The following is a 13,561-nucleotide window of genomic DNA, read 5'->3' as shown; positions in this document are numbered from 1 at the left end:
GAACAATATATGAGAGGGATGGGCTTGGGGTGACTGTGCTTGTTTAGCGCAGAGGCTGGCAGACCGGACAATGATGTGTGCCCCGTCCGGCTACGACAGATTTTTCGATCAATGTACCACAGTTGATGCAAGGCTTCGCGTTACGTCCATAGATTTGCAATTGATGCTGGAAGTCGCCCGCTTCGCCCTGTCCATTCACGAATGATTTAATGGACGAGCCTCCAACCTGAATGGACGCACCTAGCGTGGAGACAATAGCTTCATGCAAGACATGAAATTGGCTATCCGTTAGGCTTTTGGCTGGCTGTGCTGGATGAATCCCCGCCTTAAACAACGATTCATCTACATAGATATTCCCGATGCCCACCACATATGACTGGTTTAACAGCGCTGCCTTGATCGAAGTCGAACGAGTTCCAACAGCGGCACGCAGCATTTCTGGTGTAAAGGCCTCGTCCATCGGTTCCAGACCAAGTTTGTTCAGCGGCTTTTCCAGCAAATCCTGTCCTGCTGGAAATAAGTGCATCGTGCCAAACTGGCGCACATCCTGATAACGCAGCTCCGTACCATCTTTAAAATGAAAGATGACATGGGTATGCTTTTCCACAGGATCATGTTGTGAATATAATCCATATCGCCCTTCCATTCGAAGATGGGAGACCAGCACCAGCCCGTCCAGCAAAATCCGCAGAAACTTTCCGCGTCTCTCCACCCCTGTAATCCGGTGATCAGCCAATTCCATGGCAAAAGCGTGGATATCATCGGGCCGTTGAATGATCCGCGGCAGATTCACAGTGACATGATCTATATGTTTATCAACGATAAGCTCGTTTAGCGTTCGTTTAATGGTTTCTACTTCCGGTAATTCCGGCATGATGTCTTCACCTCACCCTATATTATAACGGAAGCAGCGTCAAATTGGGACTATCTACTCATTGAAATATCTTATTTGGCCTCATACCAATTGCTGCCATAGCTTACTTCGGCTTTGAGCGGCACAGCCAGCTTTAATGCAGCTTCCATGGTAGCCGGGACAAGCTCTTTCATCGTTTCCATTTCCTCAGGCGGAACCTCGAATACAAGCTCATCATGTACTTGGAGCAGCATTCTGCTACGAAGATTACGTTCACGTAGCGCTTTATCCATCTGTACCATCGCCAACTTGATAATATCAGCTGCGGTGCCTTGAATCGGCGTATTCATCGCTGTACGCTCGGCGAATGAACGCAGGTTGAAATTGCTGGCGTTAATCTCCGGCAAATAGCGTCTGCGTTCCAACAGCGTTTTTACGTAGCCGTCCCGCTTCGCATCCTTCACAATATCATCCATGTAACGGCGAACGCCTTGGAACACATCAAAATACTGGTCGATAAAGCGAGCCGCTTCCTTCCGCGTAATATTCAAATTTTGTGACAGACCATAATCACTGATCCCGTAGACAATCCCAAAGTTGACTGCCTTCGCAGAACGCCGCATATTGGAGTCCACATCTTCCGCTGCTACACCGAACACATCGGATGCGGTCTTGGTGTGAATGTCCATATCGTGGACAAAGGCTTCCTTCAAACGTTCATCATCCGAAATATCAGCCAGCACCCGCAGCTCAATCTGTGAGTAGTCTGCCGCCAAAATAGACCAGCCCGGTTCGGACGGAACAAATACTTTGCGGATTTTGCGACCTTCTTCAAGACGAATCGGAATGTTTTGCAAATTCGGAAATTGACTACTCAAGCGTCCAGTTGCTGCAACCGTCTGCCGGAAATACGTATGCACCTTACCCGTTTTCTCCGAAATTTCTTTAAGCAATCCTTCAACATACGTCGATTGGAGTTTGGCAATGGTACGGTACTGCAAAATGTTTTGTACAATATCATGATAGGGGGCCAGCTTTTCCAGTACCTCCGCATCGGTCGAGTACCCCGTTTTCGTCTTTTTAATGACAGGTAAACCCAGTTTATCAAACAAAATCTCACCCAACTGCTTAGGCGAATTCAGATTGAACTCTACTCCGGCAATGCTGTAGATCTCGTTCACCAACGTTGCGATCTGGGCTTCAAATTCTTTACCCAAAGCACGCAGTTCTTCTACGTTCACCAAAATGCCCTGCTTCTCCATATCCGCCAAAATGCGGGACAACGGCATCTCCAGCTCATGAAACAGCTTATGCATTTCCGTTTTCTCCAACTCAGCCTGCTGCACAGGCACCAAAGCTTCAATCACCGCTGCCTTACGCGCCACATGATCAGACAGTACATCCACGTCAGGAACTTTATATTTAGCTCCTTTGCCGAACACTTCTTCGTCAGGACGGATCGAAGACAAGCCATATTTGGCTGCCAATCCGCTCAATGTCTGGTTTGCATCAGTTGGGTCCAGCAAGTATCCTGCCAGTTGCACATCAAACTCGGCACCTGCAAACTCAATTCCATGCCAGTGTAAAGCCAAATCCGTACGATGCAGATCATGACCGCGTTTTTTGCGTTCAGGGTCAGCAAGCCATTCGCGAATAGGTGTAGCTGTATCGCTTTGCAGTACACCCAGTGTCATAAAAAACTGCTGTCCCGTTGCGGCAAATATCAGACCTACGATGTCAGCATGATGCGGATTATCGCCATGCGTCTCAACATGCAGCACATCCACATGATCCAACACTTCTACCAATTCGCTAATCCGCTGCTCATCCAGCACTGTTACGTCAGCCGCGGCTTCCTCTACGTCTACCCCAGTACTGCCAACCTCACCTGAAAAAGATAAACGTTCCAGCAAGGACTTGAACTCCAGCTTCGCCAGAGCTGGCCCGGCTGTTTCTGCTTGCAGCCCGCCGAAGGCCACATCTTCCAGCTGCTTGTCCAACGTTACGTCCCGATAAATGGTCGCCAAATCTTTGCTCATTCGCGCATCGTCAGCATGTGTCTCAACGCGTTCTTTCATTTTGCCCTTCAGCTCATTCGTGTGCGCCAGCACTTCTTCGACTGAACCGTATTGATGCAGCAGCTTGAGCGCTGTTTTTTCACCCACGCCGGGAATACCAGGAATATTGTCCGACGTATCGCCCATCAGGCCCTTAAGATCAATAATTTGCAGCGGCTTCAGCCCATATCGTTCCTGAATTTGCTCAGGTCCATACGTCTCCACCTCAGTAACCCCTTTGCGAGTCAAGCCGACTGTGACATGGTCTGAAGCCAATTGAAGCATATCCTTGTCCCCGGTCACGACCAGCACATTGAAGCCGGCTTCGTCCGCTGTCTTGGACAGGGTCCCTATAATATCGTCCGCCTCATAGCCATCCAATTCAAACTGGGCAATGCCGAAAGCGGTCAATAGCTCTTTCAGCAACGGAAATTGCTGGGACAGCTCTGGCGGGGTTTTCTCCCGTCCACCTTTGTAATCCTCGTATCCCTTATGGCGAAACGTTATTTTACCGGCATCGAAGGCAACCAGCATATGTGTTGGTTTGTGCTCCTCTAAGAGCCGCAATAACATCGTCGTAAATCCGTATACCGCGTTCGTCTGTTGCCCGCTCGAATTCGTTAACGGTGGCATAGCAAAAAACGCCCGGTAAATGATACTGTTACCATCTATAAGCATGAGTTTATCCATTTAGCACCTCGCAAGTTCATCAATGCATTCGTAACGTTCTTACGTTTTACGCATTCCTCTTCCTATCTTAACATACAAGACTCCTTTTTCAGAAAAAAACGGCTGCTTCCTAACCAAATTTGCCTTTTGCTCAAAGACAAGTCTGGGTCAGAAACAACCGCTATATACCTGAAAGCTCTACTGGTTCAAATCTGGTCTCTCCCCTGTCACGAGATATACAGTGCTTTCACCGATATTCGTAGCATGGTCACCAATTCGTTCAATGTATCGTCCTACAAGCAACTGCAGCATAGCTTGTGAAGCCTCTGCCGGCTTTTCTACCATAAAGGCGTACAGATCGCTGATCATGTGGCTATACATGGAATCCACACGATCATCCTCTTTGGCCATTTTGTAGGCCAGATCTGTGTTTTCATCCAAATAGGATTTGATCGCATCATCTATCATTTCTTTAACAATGGAAGCCATGTGCGGAATATCCACCAGCGGCTTAATGATCTGCTGCCCTTCCAGACGAAGGGTCACCTTGGCAATATCAAGTGCCAAATCGCCCATTCGTTCCAGATCACTGGAAATTTTAAATGCAACAATGATTCGGCGCAAATCCTTCGCTACCGGCTGCTGGGTAATAATGAGCTTGGAACCCATATCGAGAATATTCTCTTCCAGCGTATTGAGGGATGCATCATTTTTGACCACCTGCTGAGCCAATTCTGTATTTTTGGTCTGCAAACATTCAATGGCCTGATCGAGCGCCTTCGAAACGTGTGCACCCATTTCGCGCAGTACGGCTCTCAGTTCATCTAACCCTTCATCAAAACCTTTTCTACGTATCATTTCGAAGTCACCCCTTCTGGCATATTCATCAGGTAGGCTTTAGCCAAATCGCCCTGAAATATAATCTTCCGTTCGTGAATCCTGCGGCGTGGAAAACATTGTCTCTGTATCCGCCGCTTCCACCACAACACCATTCAAAAAGAATGCAGTTCTACCAGACACACGAGCTGCCTGATGCATGTTATGCGTCACCATGACAATGGTATATGTGTCTCGCAATTCCTGAACCAGTTCTTCAATTTTCATCGTGGAGATCGGATCCAGCGCAGATGTCGCCTCGTCCATAAGCAAAATATCTGGTTGTACAGCAAGCGCCCGGGCAATGCACAACCGCTGCTGTTGTCCACCGGACAAGCTCAGAGCAGAACGCTTCAAAAAGTCCTTGACCTCTTCCCAGAGTGCCGCCTGCCGCAGGCTTTGCTCGACCAATTCGTCCAACTTGTCCTTTTGCCGAACTCCATGCAGACGCGGGCCGTAGGCCACGTTATCATAAATCGATTTGGGAAACGGGTTAGGCTGTTGAAAAACCATTCCCACCTGCTTCCGCAGAGTTTCTACTTCCATAGTATCGCCGTATATATCCTGGCCTGCGATACTCACGGTGCCTTCAATACGCGTACCTGGTATCATGTCATTCATCCGGTTCAGCGTACGCAGTAGGGTCGATTTGCCGCAGCCGGACGGGCCGATAAAGGCAGTTACCGTTTTTTCAGGAATATCGAGGTTTATATGTTTCAGCGCGTGAAATTTCTCATAATATAAATTCAGCTTATCAATCCGGATTACGGAATCATTCATGGATTTATGATCTCCTTCGTGTTGCAGTTATGATCCTCAAGCATTGCACCTGATTTGCACAATATGAAGATTATATAAGCTGTGTGTAAATTTAGTGTGGTGGATTTGTTAACGGTATGTAAAATGATCAAGAACTTAGCATGAGCTCAAGCTCCTGCGCAATTTCGGCTGCATTCAAAGCTGCTTCCTCTGCGGAACGGGACATTTCACTGTTTTTAGCTTCAATTTCATCGACAGCCTGCAGTAGTTTGGCAAAAGTTTGTGTTCCGGCAGATATATATTGAGAGCCTGTATGAATCTGCTGCATACTCGTATCCGTCAGTTCAGCGGTGTCACGCAGCATTTGCTCGATATGGGTGAGTAAGCCTGTAATCTGTGTGGAAAAAGCTTTCGTCTGGAGTGACATATTCCGCACCTCCTGAGACACAATCTGGAAGCCTCGTCCATGTTCGCCAGCATGTGCCGCTTCAATGGACGCGTTGATCGCCAGCAATCCACTGTGATCTGCCAGTGCACGAATGGATGAAGCCATGCCCGCAATGTCATTCAGCGATTGCGTCAATGCCGTCATTTGCTCATGCTGGCGTTTCATTTGCTCCGTAACCGCACGATAGGAGAGCAAAACATCCTCCAGTTCTACTTTGCCACGACGGGATAATTCACTCATTGAGCGGGTTAGCCGCACACTGTCATCGGCCTCTTTAGCTGCATCCAGCACAGTCAGCTGAATACGCTGGACTCCGTCATAGCTATGCCGAATCACATCTCCCCGCTCTTCGTCCGCTTCTCTTTGCATTCGCTGCACGACGGACAGGATATCACGAATCGTGAGTACACCGAGTAACCGTGTTCCTTCCTTAATCAACACACAATCGTAAAAACGCTGATCTTCGCGCAGCATCGCCAGTTCCACAATGTCCGATGCCTGGCTTTTCAGATCCACAATTAATGTATCGGGGTCGGCAAATAGGGCCGCAGGCTTGTCATAGAACAACGCCGCAGCAAATCTGCCCGTAAAATGGCGATTGTACGCATCTCTCATAATAATGCCCAATGGAAGATCATTTTTATCCACAACAATGACACAAGGAATATCTTCCTGTGTTTTCATAAGGGCTAACAGTTCTTTACAAGACATATCCGTACCAATGATCGGAACCTCCCGGCATGGCACATAGGTAGTAATCGACTTGTATGCTTCACGTTCAATCACGGCAGTGGAGCTCGGCTGGGTCTTTGGTTCCGTTATCATCGTTCTGAAGTCCCCTTTTTTTAACTACTTGGAGTGACGGGAACATCATATCGGTCATTTGTTGATTCTAGCGTCTAGTTTTGTTAATGAAATGTAAAATCACAAAATGGACACAAAGGTCCCCGGACACTGCGCTGAATAAAGAAAAACGCTCCTCATTTATAATAAATGAGAAGCGCTTCTTTTTTTATTTACAACCAGCTTGTACCCCACTCCACGGATCGAATCGATATGAACCGAGTCGGGATCAAGCTCCAGCTTTTTACGTAAGGAGCTGACGTGCACATCCACGGTCCGTTGACCGCCAATATAGTCAAAACCCCAAACAGCATTCATCAGATCATCCCGGGTCAGGACCACACCCGGCTTGCGGGACAAATAAAGAAGCACCTCAAATTCCTTGGGTCTGAGGCTGATGGACTGACCTCCAAGAATGACTTCATATTTTTCAGGGTAAATCTCCAGCTCGCCCAATTGAATTTTGGAGCTATCTTTCTGATCAGACAACACTCCTTCATCCCCACCGGAAGTTCTTCGCAGCACAGCCGTCACGCGGGCCAACAGCTCAGAAACGCCAAAAGGCTTCGTGATGTAATCATCCGCACCCGACTTCAGCCCTTGGACAACCTCGGCTTCACCGTTTTTGGCCGTTAAGATAATAATAGGCGTCGTCAGCCCCTGATGGCGAAGTCTGCTCAGAATGTCCAGTCCGTTCATTCCCGGCAGCATCAAATCCAGCAGGATCAAATCGTAGGACTCTCTGGAGGCTTTCTCAAACCCGGCACTGCCATGATCCTCCGTATCCACTTCGAAGCCTTCTTGTATCAAATTGTAGGATAGCAATCTGGCAAGCGTTGGTTCATCCTCAATAACCAGTAAGCGTTGTCCCATAAATAACTTCATCTCCTGTTTACCTGTTAAAGGCGCATTGGTCAAAATCCTGAAACTTTTTCCATACTCATGCGACACCCGTTTATTTTATCACGGCATTGTTAACAGAATGTAAAAAATGGTCTAGTTCATTCTTCCTGTTGCAATAGCGGTAATTCAACTGTAAATGTAGTACCCAATCCAAGCTCACTTTCCACCGAAAGGGTGCCATGATGCAAATCGACCAAGTGTTTGACGATCGACAATCCCAGCCCCGTTCCGCCAGAGTTACGCGAGCGACCTTTGTCCACCCGGTAAAAACGCTCAAAGATACGTGGCAGGTCCTTCTTCGGAATTCCAATACCTGTATCACTGACTGTAAATACGACCTTTTCGGTGTCATTCTCCCGCTGTATCGTTAGAACCTTAATCTTTACCTTGCCACCATCAAGTGTATAGTTGATGCCATTAGACAAAAGGTTCAGGAAAATCTGCTGAAGCTTATCTTCATCTGCCTCCATAAACAGCTCATCCGGGATATCCATGTGTAGTGAAATTCTTTTTTTGGCAGCTACATTGTTCAGTTTTTCCAGCAATGATTCTATGAACGACGAAACGTGCACCGGCGAGCATTCCAGAGGGGAACGCTTGGACTCGATTTTGGACAGCTCCAGAATATCACCGATCAACCGATTCAATCGTTCGCTTTCATCATATATAATTTGCAAAAATGAACGGGCCGTCTCCTCATCTTTAACCCCGCCACCGAGCAAGGTCTCGGCAAAACCCTTGACTGCGGCAATCGGCGTTTTTAGCTCATGAGAAACGTTAGCCACAAATTCGCTCCGCATATTTTCCAACCGTCGAATAGCCGTAATATCCTGTAAAAGGAACAGCATCCCCCGGTATCCGCCCTCATCCTCATACATCGGAACACCGTCCAGCAACACGAGTCTCTCCTCGGGATTGTACAAATGAACCTCACCATGCAGCCTTTCTCGGCTTTGTATACTGCCCTCAATTAGCTTTGTGAGCTCATAATGCTTCTTCAGCTCATGATACGGCTTGTCTGTCACCCGTTTACCCACGACACCAAGCATTCGCTCAGACTCACGGTTTACAAGCGCAATACACTCATTTGCATCAATCATTAGAATTCCGCCTGTCATATTACTCATGACACTCTGGAGCAGATCCTCATTGTCACGTATCGTTTTCATTTGGTTTTGGAGACTATCAGCCATACGATTAATGGCTTCACCCAGTTGCCCTACCTCGTCCCGGCGCTGCACACCAACCCTTGCGTCATAATCCAGTCCTGATATACGGTTGGCTACCCCAGTAATATGTTCAATGGGCGAGGTGAGACTGCGAGCAATACGATAGCTCACCAGTCCAGCAGCAATAAACAGCAACACTAGACCAATCCCGATGGCCGTCCAGCCGCGCTGCACTCCCTCCTCCACCGCTTTCAGACTCATGGACAAACGGATATATCCGTCAAAACCCTTATCCGATACAACAGGCTCTGCAACGTATAGCATGTTCCGCTGCAAGGTTTCGCTGTAACGAATCGTGCGTCCAATCTTCTCTGTTGAAGCTTGCTGAATTTCTTCACGAGATGCGTGATTTTCCATCTTACGCGGATCGCTTAACGAATCTCCAACCACCGTCCCGTCCTTGCGAATGAAGGTCACCCGCGATTCCGTCAGACGAGCAATTTCTTTCGCCTTTTGAGAATAATAAGAGACATAATCCGTGCTGGACAGGGCATCTGCATTAACAAAAGGGAATGTAGCTCGAAGCAGGTCGATCTCCCGTCCCATGTTCTCCTCTAGCACCTTCATATTCGAATTTTTAAAAATTTGTCCCATCGTGATTCCAGCAGCAAGGACAGATACGCCAATCAAAATCAGCATGATCAGGGTAAGCCTGAAACGAAACGATTTCATAAAATATGCCCATCCTTTATGTAAGTTAAGTCTCATTCTACAGGCTACCTTCATTATGTTCCACTGTGAAAAGAAAAAAGGCTAGGGCATAACACAGCCCTAACCTTTTCCTTGTCCTTTTATCCGTTTATAACTTCACCGCCATTGATATGAATAACCTGTCCGCTTACATAAGAAGAATCATCTGAAGCAAGGTACACATAGGCTGGCGCCAATTCTTCCGGCTGACCCGGACGCTTCATTGGCTGCGCTCCTCCAAACTCGCTGACCGTCTTAGCATCAAATGTAGACGGGATTAACGGTGTCCAGATCGGCCCTGGTGCTACAGCGTTCACCCGAATGCCTTGATCTGCCAAATTGAGTGAAAGGGAACGTGTAAAGGATGTGATTGCCCCTTTGGTCGATGAATAATCAATGAGTGTCTTGTTCCCAGCATACGCGGTAATCGATGTTGTGTTGACGATCGTGCTCCCTTTTTTCAAATGCGGCAATGCTGCTTGCGTCAAGAAGAACATACCGAAAATATTCGTTCGGAACGTGCGCTCCAACTGTTCTTTGGTGATATCCTCCAGCTTTTGTTGTGGATGTTGCTCTGCCGCATTGTTCACAACGATGTCGAGCTTGCCCAGTTCGTTAACTGTCTGTTGAACCGCTTTTTTGGCAAATTGATCATCTCCGATATCGCCAGGAATCAACACGCATTTGCGTCCCTCCTGTTCCACCTGACGTTTTGTTTCTTCCGCATCCTTATGCTCATTCAAGTAGATGATGGCTACGTCCGCACCTTCTTTGGCATACGTGACAGCTACAGCCCGACCAATTCCACTGTCCCCACCAGTAATAAGTGCAACTTTACCTGTTAGCTTGCCAGCGGCTTTGTAAGTTGGTTTTTCAAATTGGGGTGCAGGCGACATTTTGGACTCAATCCCCGGTTGCTGGTCCTGATGCTGTGGGGGCAAAGTTTGCTGAGGTTGATTACTTTTAGACATTGTACATTCTCCCTTCAAAATCAGATATTTTTTAGGATGCAACATTTGCATCCACTCTACTCCTGAATTACCACACAAAGTTATTCGTTAAACGAAAAAAGAACAATGTAGTGATTTGAGCGCAAAAAAAAACGGCCTATGCTTATTCAGCACAGACCGTTTTTCAATTTAGCATTTGTCATCATTCGATTATAGACTCTCACTAAATGCATAATTAAATAATATCGCTGTATACCATTAAAAACGTAATTAAAATCAGGAAGACGGCAAGCAGCGTACTGAACATTCGCATTTTGCCAGCATATTGCGTAATAGGCTGTTGGCTACGAATCGCTTCCAGCGACAGCCGTAACGGCTTACCCATGGCTCCCGCAATACCAGAAATAGCGAGAAACAACAGCAAAACGACAACAATCCATGCTACCGAATAAGAACCCCAGGGAAAAATCATATAGATACCGCTAACAAGCACTAAGATCAGCGCAAATTGAGCCAAACGGTTCAATAGCTGAACAGCCGATATCGTTCCTTCCTGCACGCTAGGAGCCAATTTGTCGATTTTGCCCACCACGAAGGGGAGCAATAAATAAAAACCCATCGCCAGTGATCCAATAATGTGAATAAAAAACATTTTACAACCTCCACTTCTTTGTTTTCTTACAAACTTTTTTTCCATAGAACGATCATATTCCAACGAATGACTACCATCTTTTTCAGTGTTTTGGGACATGCTTTTCTATGTCAGGATTTTGCAAAGTCCTCATGTAACTATCAATGCATATGAACTCTATTATACCGGGGAAGTGAGTCAAAGCAAAGGAATAAGGAAGAAAACGAATAGATTCCCTATATTCTGTTTATGAGTAAAAGAGGTGTCCCGCGGCCATGACTATGGCTTAGGGACACCTCTTCAGGTAATAGTCACCGTTTTAGTAGAAAATTGAATCTAAACGGTAACTATTTTAATCACACTGCGGACCGACTCCGCGGATTGATCGAGCGCTGCTTTTTCTTCGGCTGTCAATTCCAACTCGAACACTTTTTCGATGCCATTGCCACCAAGAAGTGTCGGTACGCCAAGGAATAAATCCTGATAGCCGTACTCTCCCTCCAGATAGGCGATGACTGGGATAATCCGTTTTTTGTCTTTTACAATCGCTTCCGTCATCTGTGCAAGCGAAGCTGCCGGAGCATAATATGCGCTACCATTACCCAACAGGTTGACGATCTCTCCGCCACCGCCGCGTGTACGTTGTACGATCGCTTCGATACGTTCCTGCGAAATCAGAGTTTCGATAGGTATACCTCCAACACTGGAATAGCGTACCAGAGGCACCATATCATCACCGTGGCCCCCCATAACGAAGCCGCGCACGTCTTCGACGGAAACGTTAAGCTCTTGTGCAATAAAGGTACAATATCGCGCTGTATCAAGCACACCGGATTGGCCAATAACCCGATTTTTCGGGAAACCCAGCGTTTGGTAGGCAGTATAGGTCATAGCATCTACCGGATTGCTCAGAATAATAACAATAGAATCTGGCGCATACTTCTTCACGTTCTCACAAACGGATTTTACAATTCCTGCGTTCGTATTTACCAAATCATCACGGCTCATACCCGGCTTGCGTGCAATCCCAGCTGTAATAATGACGATATCTGAGTTAGCTGCATCCTCGTAATTGGAAGTGCCCGTGATCTGACTGTCAAATCCCTGTACCGGACCGGCCTCCAAAATATCAAGCGCCTTGCCTTTGGTCGGATTCTCTAGTTGCGGAATATCGATCAGTACGATATCACCTAGCTCCTTTTGAGCCAGCAGCAATGCGGTAGTGGCACCGGTAAAACCGGCGCCAACAATGGATATTTTTTTACGTTGAATGGACAAGTGGTATTCCCCTTCCTTACAGGTTACTAATAATGGTATCTGCGAACTCGGAGCATTTCACTTGTGTAGCACCATCCATCAGACGAGCAAAGTCATAAGTTACAATCTTCTTATTAATGGACGTCTCCAGCCCTTTGTAAATCAGGTCAGCCGCTTCTTTCCAACCCAAGTGTTCAAGCAACATTACGCCCGACAGAATGACGGAACCAGGGTTCACTACATCTTTGTCGGCGTATTTTGGTGCTGTACCATGTGTAGCTTCAAAGATAGCATGCCCTGTTACATAGTTAATGTTCGCACCTGGCGCAATACCAATTCCACCAACTTGGGCAGCAAGAGCATCGGACAGATAGTCCCCGTTCAGGTTGAGCGTAGCAATCACATCAAATTCAGAAGGACGAGTCAGTACTTGCTGAAGTGCGATATCAGCAATCGCATCCTTGATAATGATTTTGCCTGCATCTTCAGCTGCTTTTTGAGCTGCATTAGCCGCATCCTCACCGTCTTTTTCCTTGATTACGTCATATTGGGCCCAAGTAAATACTTTATCTGCAAATTCTTCCTCAGCCACTTCATAACCCCAGTTTTTGAAGGCACCCTCGGTAAATTTCATAATGTTACCTTTGTGTACAAGCGTTACACTCTTGCGTCCGTGGTCAACTGCATACTGAATGGCTGCCCGTACCAGACGCTTTGAACCCTCGGAAGAAACTGGCTTAATGCCAATACCAGAGGTTTCAGGGAAACGGATTTTGTTCACACCCAGCTCTTGCTGGAGGAACTGAATAACCTTTTTCACGTCTTCGGACCCTTCAGCATACTCGATCCCCGCGTAAATATCTTCTGTGTTCTCACGGAAAATAACCATATCTACCAATTCAGGACGTTTCACTGGAGAAGGAACACCGTTAAAATAACGAACAGGACGCAGACATACGTATAAATCCAGTTCCTGACGCAATGCCACATTCAACGAACGGATACCACCGCCAATAGGTGTCGTAAGCGGACCTTTAATGGCTACAATATACTCACGGATGGCTTCCAAAGTATCGTTAGGGAGCCATTCGCCGTATGTATTGAAAGCTTTCTCACCAGCGAATACTTCATACCAGGCAATCTTTTTGCTGCCGTTATATGCTTTTTCTACAGCTGCGTCCAGTACGCGCTTGGAGGCTTTCCAGATATCGCGACCCGTGCCGTCACCTTCGATAAACGGAATTACCGGATGGTTCGGAACCTGTAGTTGACCGTTATCAATCGTAATTTTTTCGCCTTCAGTTGGGAGCTCAAACTTTTCAAATTTCGCCATAAGTTCCTTTTCCTCCTCAGATATGAATGGGTACAGGACGAAAGACATGATCTTTATCACAGA

General features: G+C 46.9%; 11 protein-coding genes. All 11 read right to left on the bottom strand.

What is annotated here, in order from left to right; all coding sequences use genetic code 11:
- Window positions 1–43 precede the first annotated feature (43 nt).
- Window positions 44–874 carry a DNA-formamidopyrimidine glycosylase gene (mutM, locus tag MKY98_RS08805; RefSeq protein ID WP_069011196.1) on the bottom strand — a complete coding sequence of 277 codons (831 nt, stop codon included), beginning with the start codon at window positions 872–874 and terminating at the stop codon, window positions 44–46.
- Window positions 875–945: 71 nt separating this feature from the next.
- Window positions 946–3,600 (bottom strand): DNA polymerase I, encoded by a 2,655-nt coding sequence (polA, locus tag MKY98_RS08800; protein ID WP_069011197.1) that lies wholly within the window; start codon window positions 3,598–3,600, stop codon window positions 946–948.
- Between the two features lie 177 nt (window positions 3,601–3,777).
- Entirely contained in the window at window positions 3,778–4,437 is a 660-nt protein-coding gene (phoU, locus tag MKY98_RS08795) for a phosphate signaling complex protein PhoU (RefSeq protein ID WP_025721993.1), read from the bottom strand.
- Window positions 4,438–4,476: 39 nt separating this feature from the next.
- Window positions 4,477–5,235 (bottom strand): phosphate ABC transporter ATP-binding protein PstB, encoded by a 759-nt coding sequence (gene pstB / locus MKY98_RS08790; protein WP_023987922.1) that lies wholly within the window; start codon window positions 5,233–5,235, stop codon window positions 4,477–4,479.
- 127 nt (window positions 5,236–5,362) lie between these two features.
- On the bottom strand, window positions 5,363–6,487 hold the full coding sequence (locus MKY98_RS08785; RefSeq protein ID WP_029516627.1) for a methyl-accepting chemotaxis protein: 1,125 nt from the start codon (window positions 6,485–6,487) through the stop codon (window positions 5,363–5,365).
- Window positions 6,488–6,646: 159 nt separating this feature from the next.
- Window positions 6,647–7,378: a response regulator transcription factor gene (locus MKY98_RS08780; RefSeq protein ID WP_013309604.1), complete on the bottom strand. Its 732-nt coding sequence runs from the start codon at window positions 7,376–7,378 to the stop codon at window positions 6,647–6,649.
- A 128-nt stretch (window positions 7,379–7,506) separates the two neighbouring features.
- The gene (gene pnpS / locus MKY98_RS08775; RefSeq protein ID WP_029516626.1) at window positions 7,507–9,309 is read right to left on the bottom strand and encodes a two-component system histidine kinase PnpS; all 1,803 of its coding nucleotides are present in this window, start codon (window positions 9,307–9,309) and stop codon (window positions 7,507–7,509) included.
- 119 nt (window positions 9,310–9,428) lie between these two features.
- Entirely contained in the window at window positions 9,429–10,298 is an 870-nt protein-coding gene (locus tag MKY98_RS08770; protein ID WP_029516625.1) for an SDR family oxidoreductase, read from the bottom strand.
- 214 nt (window positions 10,299–10,512) lie between these two features.
- Window positions 10,513–10,929 carry a hypothetical protein gene (locus MKY98_RS08765; RefSeq protein WP_069011198.1) on the bottom strand — a complete coding sequence of 139 codons (417 nt, stop codon included), beginning with the start codon at window positions 10,927–10,929 and terminating at the stop codon, window positions 10,513–10,515.
- A 315-nt stretch (window positions 10,930–11,244) separates the two neighbouring features.
- Window positions 11,245–12,186, bottom strand: a complete 942-nt coding sequence (gene mdh, locus MKY98_RS08760; RefSeq protein ID WP_028542892.1) for a malate dehydrogenase — start codon at window positions 12,184–12,186, stop codon at window positions 11,245–11,247.
- 16 nt (window positions 12,187–12,202) lie between these two features.
- Entirely contained in the window at window positions 12,203–13,498 is a 1,296-nt protein-coding gene (icd, locus tag MKY98_RS08755; protein ID WP_029516624.1) for an NADP-dependent isocitrate dehydrogenase, read from the bottom strand.
- Window positions 13,499–13,561 lie beyond the last annotated feature (63 nt).

The sequence above is a fragment of the Paenibacillus sp. FSL M8-0228 genome (genome assembly GCF_038007385.1).
Classification (GTDB): Bacteria; Bacillota; Bacilli; order Paenibacillales; family Paenibacillaceae; genus Paenibacillus; species Paenibacillus polymyxa_D.
This window is presented reverse-complemented; position numbering and strand designations above follow the sequence as displayed.

Bases quoted from the DNA above. Each gene is read 5' to 3' on its own strand.
- mutM (WP_069011196.1), bottom strand. From the start codon at position 874: ATGCCGGAATTACCGGAAGTAGAAACCATTAAACGAACGCTAAACGAG.
- polA (WP_069011197.1), bottom strand. From the start codon at position 3,600: ATGGATAAACTCATGCTTATAGATGGTAACAGTATCATTTACCGGGCG.
- phoU (WP_025721993.1), bottom strand. From the start codon at position 4,437: ATGATACGTAGAAAAGGTTTTGATGAAGGGTTAGATGAACTGAGAGCC.
- pstB (WP_023987922.1), bottom strand. From the start codon at position 5,235: ATGAATGATTCCGTAATCCGGATTGATAAGCTGAATTTATATTATGAG.
- MKY98_RS08785 (WP_029516627.1), bottom strand. From the start codon at position 6,487: ATGATAACGGAACCAAAGACCCAGCCGAGCTCCACTGCCGTGATTGAA.
- MKY98_RS08780 (WP_013309604.1), bottom strand. From the start codon at position 7,378: ATGGGACAACGCTTACTGGTTATTGAGGATGAACCAACGCTTGCCAGA.
- pnpS (WP_029516626.1), bottom strand. From the start codon at position 9,309: ATGAAATCGTTTCGTTTCAGGCTTACCCTGATCATGCTGATTTTGATT.
- MKY98_RS08770 (WP_029516625.1), bottom strand. From the start codon at position 10,298: ATGTCTAAAAGTAATCAACCTCAGCAAACTTTGCCCCCACAGCATCAG.
- MKY98_RS08765 (WP_069011198.1), bottom strand. From the start codon at position 10,929: ATGTTTTTTATTCACATTATTGGATCACTGGCGATGGGTTTTTATTTA.
- icd (WP_029516624.1), bottom strand. From the start codon at position 13,498: ATGGCGAAATTTGAAAAGTTTGAGCTCCCAACTGAAGGCGAAAAAATT.